General features: G+C 53.4%; 20 protein-coding genes. 9 read left to right on the forward strand and 11 right to left on the reverse strand.

What is annotated here, in order from left to right:
* Window positions 1-26: 26 nt before the first annotated feature.
* The 11 genes from yidZ to rpmH all read right to left on the reverse strand — a co-directional run bounded on the left by yidZ (window position 27) and on the right by rpmH (window position 10,373).
* Complete coding sequence (gene yidZ, locus WM46_RS19595; protein ID WP_102603081.1) at window positions 27-986, reverse strand: HTH-type transcriptional regulator YidZ; 960 nt, start codon at window positions 984-986, stop codon at window positions 27-29.
* Window positions 955-2,133: an MFS transporter gene (locus tag WM46_RS19600; RefSeq protein ID WP_102603082.1), complete on the reverse strand. Its 1,179-nt coding sequence runs from the start codon at window positions 2,131-2,133 to the stop codon at window positions 955-957. The genes yidZ and WM46_RS19600 overlap by 32 nt, the downstream gene beginning before the upstream one ends.
* A 138-nt stretch (window positions 2,134-2,271) precedes the next feature.
* Window positions 2,272-3,522: a low affinity tryptophan permease TnaB gene (gene tnaB / locus WM46_RS19605; RefSeq protein WP_061075820.1), complete on the reverse strand. Its 1,251-nt coding sequence runs from the start codon at window positions 3,520-3,522 to the stop codon at window positions 2,272-2,274.
* 111 nt (window positions 3,523-3,633) lie between these two features.
* The gene (tnaA, locus tag WM46_RS19610; RefSeq protein ID WP_061075821.1) at window positions 3,634-5,049 is read right to left on the reverse strand and encodes a tryptophanase; all 1,416 of its coding nucleotides are present in this window, start codon (window positions 5,047-5,049) and stop codon (window positions 3,634-3,636) included.
* Between the two features lie 243 nt (window positions 5,050-5,292).
* Window positions 5,293-5,394 (reverse strand): tryptophanase leader peptide, encoded by a 102-nt coding sequence (gene tnaC, locus WM46_RS26890; RefSeq protein WP_071887608.1) that lies wholly within the window; start codon window positions 5,392-5,394, stop codon window positions 5,293-5,295.
* 124 nt (window positions 5,395-5,518) lie between these two features.
* Window positions 5,519-6,448 carry a PEP phosphonomutase gene (locus WM46_RS19620; RefSeq protein WP_102603083.1) on the reverse strand — a complete coding sequence of 310 codons (930 nt, stop codon included), beginning with the start codon at window positions 6,446-6,448 and terminating at the stop codon, window positions 5,519-5,521.
* Between the two features lie 67 nt (window positions 6,449-6,515).
* Window positions 6,516-7,880: a tRNA uridine-5-carboxymethylaminomethyl(34) synthesis GTPase MnmE gene (gene mnmE / locus WM46_RS19625; protein ID WP_042998736.1), complete on the reverse strand. Its 1,365-nt coding sequence runs from the start codon at window positions 7,878-7,880 to the stop codon at window positions 6,516-6,518.
* 106 nt (window positions 7,881-7,986) lie between these two features.
* Entirely contained in the window at window positions 7,987-9,633 is a 1,647-nt protein-coding gene (gene yidC / locus WM46_RS19630) for a membrane protein insertase YidC (RefSeq protein ID WP_061075822.1), read from the reverse strand.
* A gap of 2 nt (window positions 9,634-9,635) precedes the next feature.
* Window positions 9,636-9,893 (reverse strand): membrane protein insertion efficiency factor YidD, encoded by a 258-nt coding sequence (gene yidD / locus WM46_RS19635; protein WP_001307474.1) that lies wholly within the window; start codon window positions 9,891-9,893, stop codon window positions 9,636-9,638.
* Entirely contained in the window at window positions 9,857-10,216 is a 360-nt protein-coding gene (gene rnpA, locus WM46_RS19640) for a ribonuclease P protein component (RefSeq protein ID WP_042287256.1), read from the reverse strand. The genes yidD and rnpA overlap by 37 nt, the downstream gene beginning before the upstream one ends.
* Window positions 10,217-10,232: 16 nt before the next feature.
* Window positions 10,233-10,373 (reverse strand): 50S ribosomal protein L34, encoded by a 141-nt coding sequence (gene rpmH, locus WM46_RS19645; RefSeq protein ID WP_000831330.1) that lies wholly within the window; start codon window positions 10,371-10,373, stop codon window positions 10,233-10,235.
* 606 nt (window positions 10,374-10,979) lie between these two features.
* Here rpmH and dnaA point away from each other — a divergent pair.
* From dnaA to dgoD, 9 genes are all read left to right on the forward strand, one after another.
* Window positions 10,980-12,389, forward strand: a complete 1,410-nt coding sequence (dnaA, locus tag WM46_RS19650) for a chromosomal replication initiator protein DnaA (protein WP_061075823.1) — start codon at window positions 10,980-10,982, stop codon at window positions 12,387-12,389.
* Window positions 12,390-12,393: 4 nt separating this feature from the next.
* Entirely contained in the window at window positions 12,394-13,494 is a 1,101-nt protein-coding gene (gene dnaN, locus WM46_RS19655) for a DNA polymerase III subunit beta (RefSeq protein WP_042998734.1), read from the forward strand.
* A 148-nt stretch (window positions 13,495-13,642) separates the two neighbouring features.
* Window positions 13,643-14,716, forward strand: coding sequence for a DNA replication/repair protein RecF (gene recF, locus WM46_RS19660; protein ID WP_102603084.1), 1,074 nt, complete (start codon window positions 13,643-13,645; stop codon window positions 14,714-14,716).
* Between the two features lie 28 nt (window positions 14,717-14,744).
* Window positions 14,745-17,159, forward strand: coding sequence for a DNA topoisomerase (ATP-hydrolyzing) subunit B (gene gyrB / locus WM46_RS19665; RefSeq protein WP_061075825.1), 2,415 nt, complete (start codon window positions 14,745-14,747; stop codon window positions 17,157-17,159).
* A 214-nt stretch (window positions 17,160-17,373) separates the two neighbouring features.
* Window positions 17,374-18,186, forward strand: a complete 813-nt coding sequence (gene yidA / locus WM46_RS19670) for a sugar-phosphatase (protein WP_102603085.1) — start codon at window positions 17,374-17,376, stop codon at window positions 18,184-18,186.
* Window positions 18,187-18,433: 247 nt separating this feature from the next.
* Window positions 18,434-19,123, forward strand: coding sequence for a D-galactonate utilization transcriptional regulator DgoR (gene dgoR / locus WM46_RS19675; RefSeq protein WP_042323516.1), 690 nt, complete (start codon window positions 18,434-18,436; stop codon window positions 19,121-19,123).
* On the forward strand, window positions 19,120-19,998 hold the full coding sequence (locus WM46_RS19680) for a 2-dehydro-3-deoxygalactonokinase (protein ID WP_061075827.1): 879 nt from the start codon (window positions 19,120-19,122) through the stop codon (window positions 19,996-19,998). Before dgoR ends, WM46_RS19680 begins: the two co-directional genes overlap by 4 nt.
* The gene (locus tag WM46_RS19685; protein WP_102603086.1) at window positions 19,982-20,599 is read left to right on the forward strand and encodes a 2-dehydro-3-deoxy-6-phosphogalactonate aldolase; all 618 of its coding nucleotides are present in this window, start codon (window positions 19,982-19,984) and stop codon (window positions 20,597-20,599) included. Before WM46_RS19680 ends, WM46_RS19685 begins: the two co-directional genes overlap by 17 nt.
* A complete protein-coding gene (gene dgoD / locus WM46_RS19690) occupies window positions 20,596-21,744 on the forward strand; it encodes a galactonate dehydratase (RefSeq protein WP_102603087.1) in 1,149 nt (382 codons plus the stop codon). The genes WM46_RS19685 and dgoD overlap by 4 nt, the downstream gene beginning before the upstream one ends.
* Window positions 21,745-21,822: the final 78 nt, after the last annotated feature.

A 21,822-nucleotide genomic window follows, 5' to 3' on the forward strand; every position in this document is an offset into this window, starting at 1 on the left:
CCTGGCGCGTATTGGCTGTTTTTGCGTCAGGACAAGTCGCTATACAGGGATTTGATGGTCTCTCTTAACCAGACGATTTTTGGATTATGACTGTTGCGCTTGTGCCAAAGCAGGGTAAACGGCACCAGCAGTTTTTCCCGCTGCGCGGCATCAAACGGCAAAGGACGGGCGACAAGAGGCAGATGGTGGAGCTGGTTATAGCGGTGGCAATAGTGTGGAGCGGTTGCCAGCAGCGCGTGTTCGGGTTGCGCGGCCATAAACAGGGACTGCTCGAATCCAGGCAGACTCATCGCGATATTGCGTTTCAGGCCCATCTCCTGCAACACATCATCCAGCGCCCAGGTATCGCTTTGTTCCCAACAAATGCTGATGTGTGGGTAGCGCAGAAACGTCTCCAGATTCCACTCTTCCTGTAGCGCAGGATGATCTTCACGCAGCCATACCCACGGTAAATCGCTGAACAGCACCTCAAAATCAATCGACAGCGGCAGCAGGCTCAATAATTCCCGCGAACGCGGATGGCTTTCGCGCCCGGTAAACCCGATATCCACCTCGCCACGGGTGATGGCATCCAGGGAGTCGTAATCCCAACGGCGCACTTTGATCGTCGCCTGCGGGTCGCGTTGATAGATCTTCTGCGACAGCGCATTGAACATAATCATCATCAGCGGAGATTCGGCAACCAGTTCAAACTTCAGGCCGCGTGGCGTCTCGTGATGTGGCTTATCCAGCAGCTGATTGCCCATTTGCATCCAGTCCGCCAGATTTTGCTCCATACTGAGCATCAGCGGCGTTGGCGACAGGCCGAGCGGCGTGTTTACGAACAGCGGGTCGTCAAACCACGCTCTGAGCTTCGACAGCGACTTGCTCACCGCCGAGGGCGTCACGTTCATCCGCTTGGCCGTTTTGGTTACGCTGCGCTCTTGCATCAGAAGCTGCAGGCATAGCATCAAATTAAGATCGAGACTGGTGATGGATTTTTTCATGGTCGGAAACGGGCCTGTTGGGCGCGACGAGCATAATCAGTAACAGACTCACCATGCTACAGCCAATCAGGATCCCGATCAGCATATTCAGCGCATTGATGCCCAGCACCGCTGCCAGCCAAATCCACAGCGACGACCCGCAGACCTGTGCAATGCCCAGCGTTGAACTGGCTACCCCCGCGCGCAGTGAAAATGGCCCCAGCGCCTGGCTCATCGCCACACCAAAGCCGACGGAAAATCCGGCACAAATCAGCGTCAGACCAAACAGCGTCACCGTGCTGGAATCGGCAAGGCTAAGCACAACACCGGCGGTCAGAAAGAGCGCTTGTGAGGTGAACATTAGGGTGCGTGGTTTAAAAATGCTCAGCGCGAACGGTGTAGAAAAAGAGACCACCATGCTGACACCTGCCGTCATCGCCATGATGGTGGCATATTCACCGCGCTCAAAGCCCATCACCTCCATCAATAGCACCGGCGATGTATTCACAAAGGTGAGGATCACCGACACGCTAAGGGTCGTTATCGCCAACCTGCTGAGGAAAAAACGGTTTACCAGCGACTCGTTCCCCTGCGGCGAAGGAGAGGTGGTGTGCGCGGTCGGACGCGTCTCTTTCAGAATGAACAGCGACAGCAGCCCCACCGTAACGCCCATGGCGATCATGGTGTAGAACAGACTTTGCCACGGAAAGCGTAGCATGATCAGATGTCCGAGGACCGGTGCCAGTACTGGAACGATGCAGGTGATGCCGTTTAGCAATGACAGTACTTTTGCCCGCAGGCGATCGTTCAGCGTATCGCGCAGGATGGCGAAGGCGACGACGTAGCAGCTACCGGCGCCAACACCCTGCAGGAAACGTCCGCAAAGGAACAGCGTACCGCTGGTTGCCTGTGAGCACAGCGTGGAGGCGATAATGAAGATGACGGCCCCCACAAGGGCAACAGGCTTGCGTCCGGAGCGGTCGGCAACGCGTCCGGCAAACAGCATGGCGAAAGCCATCCCGGCCAGATAGACAGAGAAGGCAATATGCAGTTGCGCTTCGCTGGCGTTGAGATCGGCCGCGATGCGCGGTAAACCCACCAGATACATATCGATGCCGGCGGGATAGAGTAAAACAAGGGCAAAACTGCAGAGTAGAAAGCGGATCATAGCGTCCTCACGATAAGCGTGGCGCTAAGAATACGGGGCGATGTGAGAGAAGGCGAATTGCCATTTGGACAACAGTGATTTCCTGAAAGGACATGCCGCCCTGAATGAGGCGGCATGTCAGCCAGGTGGCACAGCAATTTAACTGAATCGGGGTAACAGGTTGAAGACGTTGCCGAACCAGCAAACAATAACCGCTACGCCGAACAGGATCACGATAGTCGGGATAATGACTCCGCCCCAGACGGTAAACATTTTATTGGGGAACTTCTGGCGGGCTTTCAGGGCCAGTACTGCAGGGATGATCACGGCCCATATCGTTGCGCACAGCCCTGCACCGCCGATGCCATAGATAAAACCGTTCGGGAAGATTAAGTATAAAAGCGCCGGGGGCAGGAAGGTCAACAAGACGGTTTTAAAACGTCCCACCGCCGAGTTGTCGAATTTGAACAGATCCGCAAGATAATCAAATAGCCCCAGAGTCACGCCAAAAAAGGAGCTGGCAACGGCCAGGTTTGAAAAAACCAGCAGACAAAATTCGATGATTCCGGTTTGCCTGGTGCCGAGGAATGATTTTACTAATGAATCAACATTACCGCCTGAGGCGATGATGTCACTGAAGCTTTCTCGTGAAATATTACCCATGGTGCAATACAACCAGAACAGATAAATCACCAGCGCCAGCAGAGAACCAAAGACAATGCTTTTTATTAATTTATCTTTTCTCTTGCCATAGCAGATGATCAGGCTGGGAATGTTTCCGTGAAAGCCAAATGAGGCCAGGCATACCGGTAGTGCCATAAAAATATAGGGGAAGTAGGAGGCGTTGTTTTGGGCCTGACCAGCTGTATCGCGCAATATTGAAAAATCGACCTGAAAGAAAAACGATCCAAAAACGATAATAAAAGAGATGATTTTAATCCCGAGGAACAGAGAGGTAATTCGACTGGCAGCCAGTGAACTGATCCACAGCACGCTGGCGACAAAAATGGCAGTACAGATTCCGACAATTCGGGGGTTAACGCGATATCCCATGTTCATGGAGATCGTTTCGCTAATGATGGCGCCATTAGCAGAAATATAGGCATACGTGAGAATATAGAGAACAAAGGCGACCGTAAATCCACTCACAATGTTCCATTTGTTGCCAATAAGATCTTTTGTGATGGTATTAAAACTGGATCCGATGGGGTAATTTAAATTTGCCTCTAATAACAGGAGTCCGGAATGCAACATTGAAAACCAGGCGATTATTAAGATAAACGCCCCCCAGAAAAACCACGCACCGGACAAATCAACGGGTAGAGCAAACATCCCCCCACCAATCACCGTGCCGGCTATGACCATAATCCCCCAAAAGGAGGAGTGTTTAGCATTCGAATTTTCTTCCATGATGCCTCATTAATTATAGTGAACCTATAAGGTTTTAATTATGCAACAATATAAAGGAAGTGGATTTATCGCTGGGGGGGTTACATCGTATAACCCCCCTGATGCTTATAATTAAACTTCTTTCAGTTTAGCGGTGAAGTGACGTAATACTTTCGGTTCATAGGTGAAGGTCAATCCTTTAATATTCACCGCGTTTTCTTTGACATGCTCAAAGGCTTCAATAATGAAATCCATATGAGATTGGGTATATGTTGCCCTTGGGATGGTTAAACGCAGAAGCTCGGCCGGGCAAGGTAATTGCTTACCGGTTTTAGGATCTCTGCCTAATAAGAATGAACCAATCTCAACGGCCCGGATACCGGCCACTTTATAGAGTTCGCAAGCGAGAGCCTGGGCCGGGAACTGTTCTGCCGGAATGTGCGGTAATAATTTACCGGCATCCACAAATGCCGCGTGGCCGCCGGCTTGTTGGCAAGTGACACCAATCGCTTCGAGGCCATCGACTAAATATTGCACCTGCGTAATACGATAGGCCAGCCAGTCCTGATTCATACCATCGACCAGACCCACCGCAAGACGCTCCATTGCCCCGCCTTCCAGACCACCGTATGTCGGGAAGCCTTCCTGTACGACGCACAGGGTTCTGCACTCGGTATAGACGTCAAAATAGGTGTCGTCTTTAATGCACAATAAGCCGCCCATTGGCACCATCGCATCTTTTTTCGCGGACATTGCTAACATATCGGCATATTTGTAAGTCTCGCGGGTAATGTCTTCGATGCTCCAGTCCCGGTATTCTGCTTCGCGTTTCTGGATAAAATAAGCATTCTCGGCAAAGCGTGCGGAGTCCATTACCACCGGAATGTCATATTTTTTGGCGATGTTATACATGGCCTTCAGGTTGGCTAATGAAACCGGTTGTCCGCCTGCAGAGTTACTGGTAATGGTCGCCACAATATACGGTACGTTGTTTGCACCGACTTCCTGAATGCCGCGCTCTAATCCATCGAGATCGAAATTTCCCTTAAAGTCATAACGAACACCAGTATCAAATGCCTCTTTGATGTATACGTTACGCACGGCACAGCCGTTGATTTGGCTGTGTCCCTGGGTGGTATCGAAGAAGTAGTTGGAGAAAACCGCCATCTTACTTCTGTCTAACCCTTTTTCCTGTTCACGTTTTTTGATGAGTACCGGAATATAAATTTGTTCTGCACCGCGGCCCTGGTGCGTTGGAATAGTATATTGATAACCAAAAATGTTTTTCACTGCTTCAGATAGCGCGTAATAACTGCGACTGCCGCTATAGGCCTCATCCCCGCGCAGCATGGCTGCTTGCATGTTCTGTGTCACTGCGCCAGTACCACTGTCGGTCAGCAGATCAATAAAGACATCTTCACTATCCAGCAGGAAAGGGTTCATCCCGGATTTAATGATTGCGTTATTCCGATGTTCTCTCGTTGTACGTTTTACCGGTTCAATAACACGAATACGGAAGGGTTCTGGTAAATGTTTAAAGTTATCCATGACATAATCCTTTAATTTATTTGACTGTATTGACGCAATACGTCTGCACGCGGGTATAAATATACCCGGCATAATTCATCCCTCATTTATTCCAGCCATGACTGTATTTTCGTTTAAAAAAACGAACAGGCATACGTGGCGTTGCGATATGCAACCACAATGAGGAATTGAGCTATGTTTGAGATGTGCCAAATGAACAGGCTACAAATAGCCTATGCTCTGGCAAAATAAAGGCAGGGAAACTTAAGGGTGATGATTGACAATTTTATTGTCAACATTAAACCATTTTGAAATGATGTATGTATTTAAGATAATCATGATTGAGTTATCCTCTTTAGACACCATGCTACATTATGGCAATGAAAATATTTGTCTATGAGAGAATAATTTAACTGTGATTGTTATCACAGTTAAATTAACATTTAATTAATTAAGGATCATTCAATAAAATAGAAAATACAATATAACGCTAGCGATTTACCGAACGCGCGATACGTGTATAAGTATGTCTGACGCCACGAATCGCCACGCTGTAGGCCAGTATATTTTCCGGCAACGCCATCCCCATATAGCCGGTATCGCCAATATGATGGAGATCCGCTCCTGCCATTTTACTCATCAGGGCTATCTGGCGAATGGTACTGACGTCTGCGCCCTCTTGAGAGGTGCCGATTGCCGTCATTGCCAGCGCGCCATGCGCGTGCGCACACGCGATCAGCGACTCTACTTTTTGCTGGCTCATACCCGGTACAGTGCCCGGCGCTGGAATGAGCACGATATCTGCGCCCTGATCGGCAAAGGCAGCGACGTCACTTTCGCTGATAATTGCGCTGCCGTTCTCCCGGACAATGCCTGCGCCGTGCATTTTACCGGTGATGATAATGGCCTTATCGCCAACGGCTTCACGGATCGTTTTCACTGCTTTTCCCAGAGAGTGATTGCTGACGCCGTTGTTGGGATTTCCCGTCAGTACCAGGATCTTCGCTCCCATTTCTACCAGTTTGCGAGCATTCTCTGCGGTTGCGGCACGGCCTGGCTTCATCTTCCAGATATCATCATGCGCAATGGCAAATTCAGGATCGACGGCCTCCAGGTTGACGCCGATGATGCGCCCGGTCAGGCGCTGGAGTTCATGCAACGTCTGATCCGGTGCGGTACCGGCAGGCATTCCCTGGATTAGGGGGGCTTCACTATCGAACATGTTGATCAGCAGAATGTCCGCCCCCTGCGACGCGGCAAGTTCGGCATTAGTGACGTTATTGAGCAGTGGTTGGGTAATGGCGATAGTTTCACTGACCAGGACGCGGCCTTCACTGGCGCGGATTGCGTACAGCAGCGCGGTTTTGTCCATGCACACGAAATCAGAAGCACTACAGTCAAGTAAACGTTTATGTTCCATAAAAAGAGACCCTCTTATAAAACGATAAAGCTCCGAATTAACCGTTGGTAAATCCGGAGCTACGGGATTACTTACCGATACAGAAGCTGGAGAAAATTCGCCCCAGCAGATCGTCGGAGGTAAACTCACCGGTGATCTCGCTTAAGCTTTGCTGCGCCAGACGGAGCTCTTCAGCCAGTAGCTCACCGGCCCACGCACCTAACAGTTGGGCCTTGCCCTGCTGGAGATGCTCAGCGGCGTCGGCCAGCGCCTGTAGGTGACGACGACGGGCCAGGAAGCCGCCTTCCATGTTGGTATCAAACCCCATGCTCTGCTTGAGATGGTTACGCAGTACATCCACGCCTTCACCGGTGCGCGCCGAAAGACGAACCAGTGAGTGACCATTCACCTCGCTGATGCCCAGCGGCTCGCCGGTGATATCCGCTTTGTTTCGCACCACGGTAATGGGCAGTTTTGACGGTAAACGGGCGATAAAGTCCGGCCAGATGTCAGCCGGGTCAACGGCATCCGTGGTGGTGCCATCGACCATAAACAGCACGCGATCCGCTTGCTCAATTTCCTGCCAGGCCCGTTCGATACCGATACGCTCCACTTCATCGCTGGCCTCACGCAGACCGGCGGTATCGATAATGTGCAGCGGCATACCATCGATATGGATGTGCTCACGCAGCACGTCGCGCGTGGTACCGGCGATATCGGTGACAATGGCCGCTTCACGACCCGCCAGGGCGTTCAGGAGGCTTGATTTACCGGCGTTAGGGCGTCCGGCAATGACCACCTTCATCCCTTCACGCAGCAGGCTGCCCTGACGCGCTTCAGCGCGAACGGCATCGAGGTCGGCAATCACGCCATTCAACTGCGCTTCAATTTTACCATCGGACAGGAAGTCGATCTCTTCATCCGGAAAGTCGATGGCCGCTTCTACGTAGATGCGCAGGTGAGTGAGTGCTTCCACCAGATGGTTTACGCGGGTGGAAAACGCCCCCTGCAATGAGTTCAACGCTGAACGAGCCGCCTGTTCAGAGCTGGCATCAATCAGGTCGGCAATGGCTTCGGCCTGGGCTAAGTCGAGTTTATCATTGAGAAACGCGCGCTCGGAGAACTCGCCGGGGCGGGCAATGCGCAGGCCAGGCAGCGTCAGGATGCGTTTTAACAGAAGGTCGAGAATGACCGGGCCGCCGTGTCCCTGTAGCTCCAGTACATCCTCGCCGGTAAACGAGTTAGGGCCGGGAAACCACAAGGCGATCCCCTGGTCCAGCGCAGTACCGTCGGCATCTTTAAACGGCAGATAGTCAGCGTAACGGGGTTTGGGCAGTTTGCCCAGAACGGCTTCGGCTACCTCACGCGCCTTCAGGCCGGAGATTCGCAGAATACCTACACCACCGCGTCCCGGTGGGGTTGCCTGGGCGACGATAGTGTCGTTATGGCTCATGGTTTTTCTCTTTCAATACCCATAAAAAAGGCGGTCATAAGACCGCCCTTTGTTTTATGCTCCGTTTGCCGGATGGCGGCTTCGCCTTATCCGGCCTACAACCGAATCAGGACTTTTTCTTCTCGCGGCTATGCAGACCACGCTTCTCCAGACCACGGTAAATCAGCTGCTGCTGAATAATGGTGACCAGGTTGCTGACGATATAGTACAGCACCAGACCTGACGGGAACCACAGGAAGAACACCGTGAAGATGACCGGCATAAAGGTCATGATCTTCTGCTGCATCGGGTCAGTCACGGTGGTCGGCGACATCTTCTGGATGAAGAACATCGTTACGCCCATCAGGATCGGCAGGATGTAGTACGGGTCCTGTGCAGACAAGTCATGGATCCACAGGGCAAACGGCGCATGACGCAGTTCGACGGAGCCCATCAGCATGTAATACAACGCCAGGAAGATAGGCATCTGGATGATCAGCGGGAAGCAGCCGCCCAGCGGGTTAACCTTCTCCGCTTTGTACAGGGCCATCATTTCCTGGCTCTGACGCTGTTTGTCATCGCCCAGACGTTCACGCATAGCCTGAATCTTCGGCTGCAGCATACGCATCTTCGCCATGGAGGTGTACTGCGCTTTGGTCAGCGGGTACATGATGCCACGAACGATAAAGGTGATGATGATAATGGAGAAGCCCCAGTTACCGACGAAGCTGTGGATCCATTTCAGCAGTTTGAACAGCGGCTGAGAGATGAACCACAACCAACCGTAATCCACGGTCAGATCCAGGTGCGGTGCAACGGCCGCCATTTTGTCCTGAATTTCCGGGCCAACCCACAGGGTGCTGGTCATCGCGCCAGACTGGCCTGGCTGAACCAGTACCGGCTGAGATTTATAGCCGATAGCGGCAATGCCGTTACCCAGGTTCGCGGTATAGAAGTTGTTGGTACCGTCGTTACGTGGCACCCATGCCGTGGCAAAATACTGTTGCAGCATCGCGACCCAACCGTCTTTCGCATTGACGTTCAGGTTTTCGTTATCCGCGATGGTGTCGAATTTGTATTTTTCATACTTCTCATCTGGCGTGGAGTACGCCGCGCCACGGAAAGTATGCAGCGCGAAGTTGCTGCTTCCGGTGTCGCGATGAGACGGCAGATTGATGGATTGCTTCAGCTGACCAAAGGTGGAGATCTCCAACGGTTTCTCGCTGGCGTTCTGCACGCTGTAGTTCACGTTAACCGCATACTCACCACGTTTGAGGACAAACGTTTTAGTAAAGGTGTTACCCGCGGCATCCGTATAGGTCATCGGGATCTGCAGTTCGTTCTGACCATCAGCCAGTACAAAGGCGTCTTTTTCGACATTGTACAGCGGACGTGGGCCGTTAGCCGGGTTATCCGGGCCGTCACGACCAGTCAGACCGCTCTGAGCCTGATAGATAAACTGCGGCGTGGTTTCCAGCAGTTGGAACGGTTCGCTGGAACCGAGTTCTTTCGGATAAGCTGGCAGCAGGGCCTGTTCCACATCACCACCACGGGTGTTGATGGTCAGATCAAGCACGTCAGTCTTAACCGTAATCAGTTTCCCCTGGCCACTGGCCGGTACGCCCTGGTCGGCGGCGCTACCCGCTGCGGTGGTCGTTGTCTGCGTGGTCTGTTGGGTCTGAGGTTGAGGATTTTTATCCTGCTCCCAGGCTTGCCAGATCATGAAAGACACGAACAGCAAAGCGATGACTAAAAGATTGCGTTGCGAATCCATCGTTAGTGTTCTCTGGTATCAAATGGTCCGGGCGGGACGGGATCGTCACCACCAGGGTGTAAAGGGTGGCATTTTAATACGCGTTTCACCGTCAACCAACTGCCTTTTATCACTCCAAACCTGCGCAATGCCTCAATTCCGTAGCTTGAACACGTTGGAGTGAAACGGCAATGCGGCCCAAGCAGCGGACTGATCAGGCGTTGATAGACCCGAATAAGGGCTATCAGGACCCGCGAGCCAGGCGACAATGGCGGCGCCATAATTTTTCCAACGCTTCCGAGAGAGCACGGTTATCGAGGTCGGCAACCCCTTTTTTCGCCACCACCACGAAGTCCATTGCTGGCAATTCGTGTTGACGCAGACGAAAGCTTTCACGCGTCAGACGTTTAATCCGATTGCGTTCATGAGCGCGTCGAACGTTTTTCTTGGCGACAGTAAGACCGATACGGGGATGCCCCAGCGAATTCAGGCGGCCGAGGATGGTGATTTGCGGCGTGCCAGCCCGTTGTGGCTGCTGGAAGACGAATGTGAAATGATTGGGAGTTAACAAACGTAACTCCCTGGGAAATGCGAGCTTAACCACTCAGGGGTTAGCTTTATTACTTGGAAACGGTCAGACGAGCGCGGCCTTTAGCACGACGACGTGCCAGAACCTGACGACCATTTTTAGTAGCCATACGAGCACGGAAGCCGTGAGAACGGTTGCGCTTCAGTACAGACGGTTGAAAAGTGCGTTTCATGGCGATTTCTACCTAAACTTGAATAAATTCATGACATTTACGAGAGCCCGAACGAGTTTCGAATGACGGACGCCCAAGTCGTGGGTGATTAAAGAGGCCGGATTGTAATAATTGTACACTCCGGAGTCAATTCTCTTTGCTTAAATCCCTGCCTTTTTCCGCACCTTTTCGCGTGAAAAACAGGCAGCGTTGACGCCGTGTTACGGGCATCGCGCGACGGGGGAAAGATTATACGGCCTGATGAACAAAGCGCAAGGATCGCTCGGGATCTTTATGAGATCGTTTTAGCAGTATAGCGTCTTTACTCATTAATTTTTCCAATATGCGGGCGAAATCGTGCAGCACTTCTCCAGGATCGTTTACACTTATCCGGTCCTGTGAAGGCCTGTGGATAAATCGGGAAGAATCTGTGAGAAACAGAAGATCTCTTGCTCAGTTTACGCTATGATCCGCGGTCCCGATCGTTTCAAAGGATCCTGATCGGGTTAAAATTGCAGATAGCAATTCGCACGTCACCCTTTGCATAGGGTCTAGCCGATGTGCGTCAACAATCATGAATGTTTCAGCCTTTGTCATTTATCGACTTTTGTTCGAGTGGAGTCCGCCGTGTCACTTTCGCTTTGGCAGCAGTGTCTTGCCCGATTGCAGGATGAGTTACCAGCCACAGAATTCAGTATGTGGATACGCCCTTTGCAGGCGGAACTGAGCGATAACACGCTGGCTTTGTATGCGCCAAACCGTTTTGTGCTCGATTGGGTAAGAGACAAGTACCTTAACAATATCAATGGGCTGCTGAATAACTTCTGCGGTGCGGATGCCCCGCAGCTGCGTTTTGAGGTCGGGACGAAGCCCGTCAGCCAGACGCTGAAGACGCCCGTGAACAACAATGTCGCTGCACCGGCTCAGGTGGCGCACCAGGTTCAGCCGCAGCGCGCGGCGCCTGTCGCGGCGCGTCCGGGCTGGGACAATGTGCCTGCGCCTGCAGAACCGACCTATCGCTCTAACGTTAACGTCAAACACACGTTTGATAACTTCGTTGAAGGTAAATCCAACCAGTTGGCCCGCGCGGCGGCGCGTCAGGTGGCGGACAATCCTGGCGGCGCCTATAACCCGCTGTTCCTTTATGGCGGCACCGGTCTGGGTAAAACCCACCTGCTGCACGCGGTGGGGAACGGCATTATGGCGCGCAAGCCTAATGCCAAAGTGGTGTATATGCACTCCGAACGTTTTGTACAGGACATGGTAAAAGCCCTGCAAAACAACGCGATCGAAGAGTTTAAACGCTATTATCGTTCTGTCGACGCCCTGCTTATCGATGACATCCAGTTCTTTGCTAATAAAGAACGATCCCAGGAAGAGTTTTTCCACACCTTTAACGCCCTTCTTGAAGGTAATCAGCAGATCATTTTGACCTCGGATCGTTATCCAAAAGAGATCAACGGCGTTGAGGATCGTCTGAAATCCCGCTTCGGTTGGGGGCTGACGGTGGCGATCGAACCGCCAGAACTGGAAACTCGCGTGGCGATCCTGATGAAAAAGGCCGACGAAAATGACATTCGTCTGCCGGGCGAAGTGGCCTTCTTTATTGCCAAGCGTCTACGCTCTAACGTGCGTGAGCTGGAAGGGGCGCTGAACCGTGTGATTGCCAACGCCAACTTTACCGGTCGGGCGATTACCATCGACTTCGTTCGCGAAGCGCTGCGCGATCTGCTGGCGTTGCAGGAAAAACTGGTCACCATCGACAATATTCAGAAGACGGTGGCGGAGTATTACAAAATTAAAATTGCGGATTTGCTGTCCAAGCGTCGTTCTCGCTCGGTAGCGCGTCCGCGTCAGATGGCCATGGCGCTGGCGAAAGAGCTCACTAACCACAGTCTGCCGGAAATTGGCGACGCATTTGGTGGGCGCGACCACACTACGGTGCTTCATGCCTGCCGTAAGATTGAGCAGTTGCGTGAAGAAAGCCATGATATTAAAGAAGATTTCTCAAACTTAATCAGAACATTATCTTCGTGACGCTATGAAATTTACCGTTGAACGTGAACATTTATTAAAGCCGCTTCAGCAGGTCAGCGGCCCGCTGGGTGGTCGTCCTACGCTGCCTATTCTTGGCAACCTGTTGCTGCAGGTGGCTGACGGTGCGCTTTCGCTGACGGGTACCGATCTTGAAATGGAAATGGTGGCCCGCGTTGCGTTGATTCAGCCGCATGAGCCTGGCGCCACCACCGTCCCGGCGCGGAAGTTCTTTGATATCTGCCGTGGCCTACCGGAAGGGGCGGAAATCGCCGTCCAACTCGAAGGCGATCGCATGCTGGTACGTTCGGGCCGCAGCCGTTTTTCGCTGTCCACGCTACCTGCCGCCGACTTCCCGAATCTGGATGACTGGCAGAGCGAGGTAGAATTCACCCTACCGCAGGCGACGATGAAGCGTCTGATTGAAGCCACGCAGTTCTCCATGGCGCATCAGGACGTGCGTTACTACTTAAACGGCATGCTGTTTGAGACTGAAGGTGAAGAGTTGCGTACCGTGGCGACCGATGGTCACCGTCTGGCGGTTTGCTCTATGCCTGTTGGTCAGTCGCTGCCCAACCATTCGGTGATCGTGCCGCGTAAAGGTGTGATTGAACTGATGCGTATGCTCGACGGCGGCGATAACCCGCTGCGCGTGCAGATTGGCAGCAACAACATCCGCGCGCACGTTGGCGACTTTATCTTTACTTCTAAGCTGGTGGATGGTCGTTTCCCGGATTACCGTCGCGTACTGCCGAAGAATCCGGATAAACATCTGGAAGCTGGCTGCGATATCCTCAAGCAGGCTTTTGCCCGCGCGGCGATCCTGTCGAACGAGAAATTCCGCGGCGTGCGTCTGTATGTGAGTGAAAATCAGCTCAAGATCACCGCGAACAACCCGGAACAGGAAGAAGCTGAAGAGATTCTGGACGTCACCTATCCGGGGACTGAAATGGAGATCGGCTTTAACGTCAGCTACGTGTTAGATGTCCTGAATGCGCTGAAGTGCGAAAACGTGCGCATCATGCTGACCGACTCCGTCTCAAGCGTACAAATTGAAGATGCGGCGTCGCAAAGTGCGGCTTACGTTGTTATGCCAATGAGACTGTAGTGAAAAATATCGGGCTATCTTACTTGCCATTTTCAACCTGGGCTGTGCTCACCCCTGTCACGTACTTCGTGTACGCTCCAGGGGTTGCGCACAGTCCGTGTTGAAACTGGCTGCACCGATAACGCCCTGGTACGAAGAAGCCTGATATATGTCTCTGACGCGCTTACTTATCAAAGATTTCCGCAATATTGAAAATGCGGATCTCGCTTTATCCCCCGGCTTTAACTTCCTGGTTGGCGCTAACGGCAGCGGTAAAACCAGCGTTCTGGAAGCTATCTATACGCTCGGCCATGGCCGGGCGTTTCGCAGTTTGCAGATTGGTCGTGTCATTCGCCACGAGCAGGAGTCGTTCGTGCTTCACGGGCGGTTGCAGGGCGAAGCGCGAGAGACATCGATTGGGTTAACCAAAGATAAGCTGGGTGACAGCAAAGTGCGCATCGACGGCACTGACGGCCACAAGGTGGCGGAACTGGCGCTGTTGATGCCGATGCAACTGATCACCCCTGAGGGGTTTACTTTACTCAACGGCGGCCCCAAATACAGAAGAGCGTTCCTCGATTGGGGATGCTTTCACAATGAAGCCGGATTCTTCACCGCCTGGAGCAACCTGAAGCGTCTGCTTAAGCAGCGCAATGCGGCGCTGCGCCAGGTGAGTCGTTACGAGCAACTGCGTCCGTGGGATAAAGAACTGATCCCGCTGGCGGAACAAATCAGCACCTGGCGCGCGGAGTACAGCGCCAGTATCGCGCAGGATATGGCGGATACTTGCCAGCAGTTTCTTCCTGAATTTTCTCTTTCCTTCTCTTTTCAGCGCGGCTGGGAGAAAGAGACAGATTATGCCGAGGTGCTGGAACGCGGTTTTGAACGCGACCGCATGTTGACTTACACCGCGCACGGCCCGCATAAAGCGGATTTCCGCATTCGCGCCGACGGTGCGCCGGTAGAAGATACCTTGTCGCGTGGGCAGTTAAAGCTGCTAATGTGCGCCTTACGTCTGGCGCAAGGGGAGTTCCTCACCCGTGAAAGCGGGCGGCGGTGTCTCTACCTGATAGATGATTTTGCCTCAGAGCTTGATGATGCGCGTCGCGGACTGCTGGCCAGTCGATTAAAAGCGACGCAATCTCAGGTCTTTGTCAGCGCAATCAGCGCTGAACACGTTCTGGACATGTCGGACAAAAATTCGAAGATGTTCACCGTGGAAAAGGGTAAAATAACGGATTAACCCAAGTTTAAATGAGCGAGAAACGTTGATGTCGAATTCTTATGACTCCTCCAGTATCAAAGTCCTGAAAGGACTGGATGCGGTGCGTAAGCGCCCGGGTATGTATATCGGCGATACGGATGACGGCACCGGTCTGCACCACATGGTATTCGAGGTGGTAGATAACGCTATCGACGAAGCGCTCGCGGGTCACTGTAAAGACATCGTGGTCACTATCCATGCCGATAACTCCGTCTCCGTAACGGATGATGGTCGTGGCATCCCAACCGGTATTCACCCGGAAGAGGGCGTGTCGGCGGCGGAGGTGATCATGACCGTTCTGCACGCAGGCGGTAAATTCGACGATAACTCCTATAAAGTGTCCGGCGGTCTGCATGGCGTGGGTGTCTCCGTAGTGAACGCCCTGTCGCAGAAACTGGAACTGGTTATCCAGCGCGATAACAAAATCCACCGTCAGATCTACGAGCACGGTGTCCCGCAGGCACCGCTGGCGGTGACTGGCGATACCGACAAAACCGGTACGATGGTGCGTTTCTGGCCGAGCCACGAAACCTTCACTAACGTGACAGAGTTCGAATACGAAATTCTGGCGAAGCGTCTGCGCGAGCTGTCGTTCCTGAACTCTGGCGTCTCCATTCGTCTGAAAGACAAGCGCGATGGTAAAGAAGACCATTTCCACTATGAAGGCGGTATCAGGGCGTTCGTTGAGTATCTGAATAAGAACAAAACGCCGATCCACCCGAATATCTTCTACTTCTCCACCGAAAAAGACGGTATCGGCGTAGAAGTGGCGCTGCAATGGAACGACGGTTTCCAGGAAAACATCTACTGCTTTACCAACAACATTCCGCAGCGTGACGGCGGTACACACCTTGCAGGCTTCCGTGCGGCGATGACCCGTACCCTGAACGCCTACATGGACAAAGAAGGCTACAGCAAAAAAGCAAAAGTCAGCGCCACCGGTGATGACGCCCGTGAAGGCCTGATTGCCGTGGTGTCCGTGAAGGTGCCGGATCCGAAGTTCTCCTCTCAGACCAAAGATAAACTGGTCTCCTCTGAGGTGAAATCGGCGGTAGAACAGCAGATGAACGAACTGCTGAGCGAATACCTGCTGGAAAATCCGTCTGACGCCAAAATCGTGGTCGGTAAAATTATTGATGCGGCCCGTGCCCGTGAAGCGGCCCGTCGTGCACGTGAAATGACGCGTCGTAAAGGCGCGCTGGATCTGGCGGGTCTGCCAGGCAAACTGGCGGATTGCCAGGAACGCGATCCGGCGCTGTCCGAACTGTACCTTGTGGAAGGGGACTCCGCGGGCGGCTCTGCAAAACAGGGGCGTAACCGTAAGAACCAGGCGATTCTGCCGCTGAAGGGTAAAATCCTCAACGTAGAAAAAGCGCGTTTCGACAAGATGCTCTCTTCTCAGGAAGTGGCGACACTGATTACCGCGCTGGGCTGTGGCATTGGCCGTGACGAGTACAACCCGGACAAACTGCGCTATCACAGCATCATCATCATGACCGATGCGGACGTCGACGGCTCGCACATCCGTACGCTGCTGTTGACCTTCTTCTACCGTCAGATGCCGGAAATTGTCGAGCGTGGCCACGTCTATATCGCACAGCCACCTCTGTACAAAGTGAAAAAAGGTAAGCAGGAACAGTACATTAAAGACGATGAAGCGATGGACCAGTACCAGATCTCCATCGCGCTGGACGGTGCAACGCTGCATACCAACGCCAGCGCGCCGGCACTGTCTGGCGAAGCGTTAGAAAAACTGGTTTCTGAGTACAACGGCACGCAGAAAATGATTGGTCGTATGGAGCGTCGCTTCCCGAAAGCGCTGCTGAAAGAGCTGGTGTATCAGCCGACGCTGACTGAAGCCAATCTGTCTGACGAGCAGACCGTGACCCGTTGGGTGAACGCGCTGATTACCGAGCTGAACGAGAAAGAGCAGCACGGTAGCCAGTGGAAGTTCGATATCCAGCACAATACGGAACAGAATCTGTTTGAGCCGATCGTTCGCGTGCGTACCCACGGTGTGGACACCGACTACGCACTGGATCACGAGTTTGTGACCGGTGCGGAATACCGCCGTATCTGCACGCTGGGTGAAAAACTGCGCGGCCTGATGGAAGAAGATGCCTTCATCGAACGTGGTGAACGTCGTCAACCGGTTGCCAGCTTCGAACAGGCGCTGGACTGGCTGGTGAAAGAGTCACGTCGTGGCCTCGCGATCCAGCGTTATAAAGGTCTGGGCGAGATGAACCCGGATCAGCTGTGGGAAACCACCATGGATCCGGAAAGCCGTCGTATGCTGCGCGTGACCGTGAAGGATGCGATTGCTGCTGACCAGTTGTTCACCACGCTGATGGGCGACGCCGTAGAACCGCGTCGTGCGTTTATCGAAGAGAATGCCCTGAAAGCGGCAAATATCGATATCTAATCCCTGTCTGTAGGCCGGATAAGGCGGTTTTACACCGCCATCCGGCAAGATTCAGTGCCAGGCCTGATGGCGCGTTGCTTATCAGGCCTGCAATTGATCATCAAAAGGGGAATCGTGCTTCCCCTTCCTATCCCCCTTTATCCCCGACTCTTTTACTGTTTTTTGAGCGGAATCGCGTTAGCATGAGCCAGGACTCATTTAATGCGGGGAATTCATGGCTATCAAACTCATTGCTATCGATATGGATGGCACCCTTCTGCTGCCCGATCACACCATTTCACCGGCGGTTAAACGTGCGATTGCCGCAGCCCGTGAAAAAGGGGTAAACGTGGTACTGACCACCGGTCGTCCGTATGCGGGTGTGCACAGCTATCTGAAAGAGCTGCATATGGAACAACCCGGCGACTACTGCATTACCTATAACGGCGCGCTGGTGCAGAAAGCGGGCGATGGTAGCACTGTCGCGCAAACCGCACTGAGCTATGACGATTACCGCTATCTGGAAAAACTCTCCCGCGAGGTCGGCTCGCACTTCCACGCGCTGGACCGTACCACGCTGTATACCGCAAACCGTGATATCAGCTACTACACCGTACATGAATCCTATGTCGCGACCATTCCTCTGGTGTTCTGCGAAGCGGAAAAGATGGATCCGGAAACCCAGTTCCTGAAAGTGATGATGATTGATGAGCCCGCGATCCTCGATCAGGCCATCGCCCGCATTCCGGCGGAAGTGAAAGAGAAGTATACCGTGCTGAAAAGTGCGCCGTACTTCCTCGAAATCCTCGATAAACGCGTCAATAAAGGCACGGGTGTGAAATCACTGGCCGATGCGCTGGGCATCAAACCGGAAGAGATTATGGCGATTGGCGATCAGGAAAATGACATTGCGATGATCGAGTATGCCGGGCTTGGGGTGGCGATGGATAACGCCATCCCCTCGGTGAAAGAGATTGCCAACTTTGTCACCAAATCAAATCTGGAAGATGGCGTTGCGTATGCCATTGAGCAGCACGTCCTGAAGTAATTCCTCTGGATGGTTTGCCATGACCCGCGTTGATCGCGGGTTTTTTTATCCCCGCAGTTTACTCCTCATAACATTTTCATTACCGATTGTCGTTTTTGTGATCTAAATTGTAGTACAACATGATTGTGTTGTACTACATTGTGCGCAAGGCAACGGCGAATGACATCACGTTAGTACTACAAAAGTGAGGCGAATTTCAGCGATAACGGTAAAGTAGAGAGGACCATCCAGAGCATAAGGACTCTCCATGACTCTCAATAAAACCGATCGCATCGTGATCACGCTGGGCAAACAGATTGTCAGCGGTAAGTACGTACCGGGTGCCGCGCTCCCTGCGGAAGCGGAGCTGTGTGAGGAGTTTGAAACCTCGCGCAACATCATTCGCGAAGTGTTCCGCTCGCTGATGGCAAAGCGGCTGATTGAAATGAAGCGTTATCGCGGCGCCTTTGTCACACCGCGGAATCAGTGGAATTACCTCGATACCGACGTGTTGCAATGGGTACTGGAAAACGACTACGACCCACGACTCATCAGCGCGATGAGCGAAGTCCGAAACCTGGTGGAACCCGCTATTGCCCGCTGGGCTGCGGAACGCGCAACGTCGAGTGATTTGGCTGAAATTGAATCGGCGCTCAATGACATGATCGCCAACAATCAGGATCGGGAGGCCTTTAATGAAGCGGATATCCGCTATCACGAGGCGGTATTGCAGTCGGTGCATAACCCGGTTTTACAACAGCTGAGCGTGGCAATCACTTCGCTTCAACGGGCGGTATTTGAACGGACCTGGATGGGCGATGAAGCCAACATGCCAAAAACGCTCCAGGAACATAAGGCGCTATTCGATGCGATACGGCATCAGGATAGCAATGCGGCAGAGCAGGCGGCCCTGACCATGATCGCCAGCTCGACACGAAGGTTGAAGGAAATCACATGACAGCTCGCTACATCGCAATTGACTGGGGATCGACCAATTTGCGCGCCTGGCTTTACCAGGGTGACAAATGCCTGGAAAGCAGGCAATCAGAAGCAGGCGTTACGCGTCTGAACGGTAAATCCCCCGAAGCGGTGTTAGCAGAGGTCACACAGCACTGGCGCGACAGCGCCACACCGGTGGTCATGGCCGGAATGGTCGGAAGCAACGTGGGCTGGAAGATTGCCCCGTACCTGCCGGTTCCTGCCTGTTTCTCTGCAATTGGCGAGCAATTAACCGCCGTTAGCGACAATGTCTGGATCATTCCAGGTTTGTGTGTTTCGCGCGACGATAACCACAATGTGATGCGCGGCGAAGAGACACAACTGCTCGGCGCGCGCACGCTTTCTCCTTCTTCTGTCTATGTCATGCCGGGGACGCACTGCAAATGGGTGCAGGCTGACGCCGAGCAAATTCACGATTTTCGTACCGTGATGACCGGCGAACTACACCATTTGCTACTGCAACACTCGCTGGTGGGCGCGGGTTTACCGGAACAGCAAGCCTCTTCAGACGCGTTTGCCGCCGGACTTGCGCGCGGGATCCACTCCCCTGCCGTTTTGCCACAACTTTTTGAGGTTCGTGCCTCGCACGTGCTGGGACATCTCCCGCGCGAGCAGGTCAGCGAATTTCTCTCCGGCCTGTTGATTGGCGCAGAAGTCGCCAGTATGAGCGAACAATTCGCCGGGTCGCAGTCCATTACGATCGTCGCAGGTACCGCGCTGACGTCACGCTATCAGCAGGCGTTCCACGCCATGGGGCGTGACGTCTGTACGGTGTCCGGCGATACGGCATTTCAGGCAGGTATAAGGAGCATCGCCCATGCAGTGGCAAACTAATCTTCCGCTTATTGCGATTTTGCGCGGAATTACCCCCGAGGAGGCGCTCGCGCACGTTGGTGCGGTGATCGACGCCGGATTTGACGCGGTGGAGATCCCGCTTAACTCCCCTGAGTGGGAAAAGAGCATTCCGGCCGTGGTGGATGCGTTTGGTGATAAAGCGCTGATCGGTGCCGGGACGGTATTACAACCGGAGCAGGTGGATCGCCTGGCGAAGATGGGCTGTCGGCTCATTGTGACGCCAAATATCAATGCAGAGGTCATTCGTCGCGCGGTGGATTACGGCATGACGGTCTGTCCGGGATGCGCCACCGCCACAGAAGCCTTTACCGCGCTGGATGCTGGCGCGCAGGCGCTGAAAATTTTCCCGTCATCGGCCTTTGGACCGGATTACATCAAAGCGCTGAAAGCGGTATTGCCCGCCAGCGTGCCGGTCTTCGCCGTGGGCGGGGTAACGCCAGACAACCTGGCGCAGTGGATGAACGCCGGGTGCGTGGGTGCGGGACTGGGCAGCGATCTGTATCGCGCCGGGCAGTCCGTAGCGCGCACCGCGCAGCAGGCGGCGGCATTTGTTAAGGCATATCGAGAGGCTGTGAAATGAAAATAACCAAACTCACCACGTACCGTTTACCTCCACGCTGGATGTTCCTGAAAATCGAAACCGACGAAGGCGTCGTTGGCTGGGGCGAGCCGGTGATTGAAGGTCGCGCGCGTACCGTCGAAGCGGCGGTACATGAACTGGGCGATTACCTGATTGGTCAGGACCCGGCGCGCATTAACGACCTGTGGCAGGTAATGTACCGCGCAGGCTTCTACCGCGGCGGCCCGATACTGATGAGCGCCATCGCCGGCATCGACCAGGCGTTGTGGGATATCAAAGGCAAAGTGCTGAATGCCCCGGTCTGGCAGTTGATGGGCGGCCTGGTGCGCGACAAAATCAAAGCCTACAGCTGGGTTGGCGGCGATCGTCCTGCGGAAGTGATCGACGGTATTAAACAACTGCGGAATATCGGCTTTGACACCTTTAAGCTCAACGGCTGCGAAGAGATGGGCGTGATTGATAATTCACAGGCGGTCGATCGCGCGGTCAACACCGTGGCGCAAATCCGCGAAGCCTTTGGCAATGAAATTGAGTTTGGTCTGGATTTCCACGGACGCGTCAGCGCGCCGATGGCGAAAGTGCTGATTAAAGAGCTGGAGCCTTATCGCCCGCTGTTTATTGAAGAGCCGGTGCTGGCGGAACAGGCAGAGTATTATCCGAAACTGGCGGAACAGACCCATATTCCGATCGCGGCGGGTGAACGTATGTTCTCGCGCTTCGAGTTTAAACGGGTGCTGGAAGCGGGTGGACTGGCGATTTTGCAGCCGGATTTGTCACATGCTGGCGGCATTACCGAGTGCTACAAAATTGCCGCGATGGCGGAAGCTTATGACGTGGCGCTGGCCCCGCACTGCCCGCTGGGACCGATTGCGCTGGCAGCGTGTCTGCACGTCGACTTTGTTTCGCGCAACGCCGTGTTCCAGGAACAGAGTATGGGCATTCACTATAACAAGGGCGCGGAACTGCTCGACTTTGTGAAAAACAAAGACGATTTCAACATGGAAGGCGGGTTCTTTAAACCGTTGATGAAGCCGGGCCTTGGCGTGGATATTGATGAAGCCAAAGTCATTGAGCTGAGTAAGAATGCGCCGGACTGGCGTAATCCGCTGTGGCGTCATGAAGACGGTTCGGTCGCCGAATGGTAAATGCGCGTCATACTTCGCGCTGGTGGTGCGTTGGCTGCGTTTTCTTACCCCGGTCACATACTTTTGTATGCTCCCGGG

The organism is Citrobacter freundii complex sp. CFNIH2 (genome assembly GCF_002880615.1).
Classification (GTDB): Bacteria; Pseudomonadota; Gammaproteobacteria; order Enterobacterales; family Enterobacteriaceae; genus Citrobacter_A; species Citrobacter_A amalonaticus_F.

Bases quoted from the DNA above. Each gene is read 5' to 3' on its own strand.
- yidZ (WP_102603081.1), bottom strand. From the start codon at position 986: ATGAAAAAATCCATCACCAGTCTCGATCTTAATTTGATGCTATGCCTG.
- WM46_RS19600 (WP_102603082.1), bottom strand. From the start codon at position 2,133: ATGATCCGCTTTCTACTCTGCAGTTTTGCCCTTGTTTTACTCTATCCC.
- tnaB (WP_061075820.1), bottom strand. From the start codon at position 3,522: ATGGAAGAAAATTCGAATGCTAAACACTCCTCCTTTTGGGGGATTATG.
- tnaA (WP_061075821.1), bottom strand. From the start codon at position 5,049: ATGGATAACTTTAAACATTTACCAGAACCCTTCCGTATTCGTGTTATT.
- tnaC (WP_071887608.1), bottom strand. From the start codon at position 5,394: ATGGTGTCTAAAGAGGATAACTCAATCATGATTATCTTAAATACATAC.
- WM46_RS19620 (WP_102603083.1), bottom strand. From the start codon at position 6,448: ATGGAACATAAACGTTTACTTGACTGTAGTGCTTCTGATTTCGTGTGC.
- mnmE (WP_042998736.1), bottom strand. From the start codon at position 7,880: ATGAGCCATAACGACACTATCGTCGCCCAGGCAACCCCACCGGGACGC.
- yidC (WP_061075822.1), bottom strand. From the start codon at position 9,633: ATGGATTCGCAACGCAATCTTTTAGTCATCGCTTTGCTGTTCGTGTCT.
- yidD (WP_001307474.1), bottom strand. From the start codon at position 9,893: ATGGCGCCGCCATTGTCGCCTGGCTCGCGGGTCCTGATAGCCCTTATT.
- rpmH (WP_000831330.1), bottom strand. From the start codon at position 10,373: ATGAAACGCACTTTTCAACCGTCTGTACTGAAGCGCAACCGTTCTCAC.
- dnaN (WP_042998734.1), top strand. From the start codon at position 12,394: ATGAAATTTACCGTTGAACGTGAACATTTATTAAAGCCGCTTCAGCAG.
- recF (WP_102603084.1), top strand. From the start codon at position 13,643: ATGTCTCTGACGCGCTTACTTATCAAAGATTTCCGCAATATTGAAAAT.
- gyrB (WP_061075825.1), top strand. From the start codon at position 14,745: ATGTCGAATTCTTATGACTCCTCCAGTATCAAAGTCCTGAAAGGACTG.
- yidA (WP_102603085.1), top strand. From the start codon at position 17,374: ATGGCTATCAAACTCATTGCTATCGATATGGATGGCACCCTTCTGCTG.
- dgoR (WP_042323516.1), top strand. From the start codon at position 18,434: ATGACTCTCAATAAAACCGATCGCATCGTGATCACGCTGGGCAAACAG.
- WM46_RS19680 (WP_061075827.1), top strand. From the start codon at position 19,120: ATGACAGCTCGCTACATCGCAATTGACTGGGGATCGACCAATTTGCGC.
- WM46_RS19685 (WP_102603086.1), top strand. From the start codon at position 19,982: ATGCAGTGGCAAACTAATCTTCCGCTTATTGCGATTTTGCGCGGAATT.
- dgoD (WP_102603087.1), top strand. From the start codon at position 20,596: ATGAAAATAACCAAACTCACCACGTACCGTTTACCTCCACGCTGGATG.